A 468-nucleotide genomic window follows, 5' to 3' on the forward strand; every position below is an offset into this window, starting at 1 on the left:
GAGCTATATGTCTAGGCCAGCGGCGGCTGTTCACGATGTCATCAAGGCCTATGACGTCAGAGGTCTGGTCGGCAGTCAGATCGACGAGGCATTCGTGACCGAGGTCGGCGGCGCATTCGCTCGTCTGGTCCGTGGCGAAGGCGCCGTGCAGGTGGCGATCGGCTACGACATGCGGGCGAGTTCGCCAACGCTGGCATCGGCATTCGCCGATGGTGTCACCGCCCAGGGCCTGGATGTGGTCCGCATCGGCCTGGCCTCCACCGATCAGCTGTATTTCGCTTCGGGCCTGTTGGATTGTCCCGGGGCGATGTTCACCGCGAGCCACAACCCCGCCGCCTACAACGGGATCAAACTGTGCCGCGCCGGGGCCAAGCCCGTGGGCAAGGACACCGGACTGTCGGTCATCTCCGACGAGGTGATCGCGGGGGTGCCCACCTATGACGGCCCGGCCGGAGCCCTCTCCGACCG

General features: G+C 66.0%; 1 pseudogene. It reads left to right on the forward strand.

Annotation, left to right across the window (positions count from 1 at the left end):
- Window positions 1-7: 7 nt before the first annotated feature.
- Window positions 8-468: pseudogene (gene manB, locus RNC47_RS36560) on the forward strand (phosphomannomutase/phosphoglucomutase); the annotation flags it as partial.

It is taken from the genome of Streptomyces millisiae (assembly GCF_031845425.1).
GTDB lineage: Bacteria > Actinomycetota > Actinomycetes > Streptomycetales > Streptomycetaceae > Streptomyces > Streptomyces millisiae.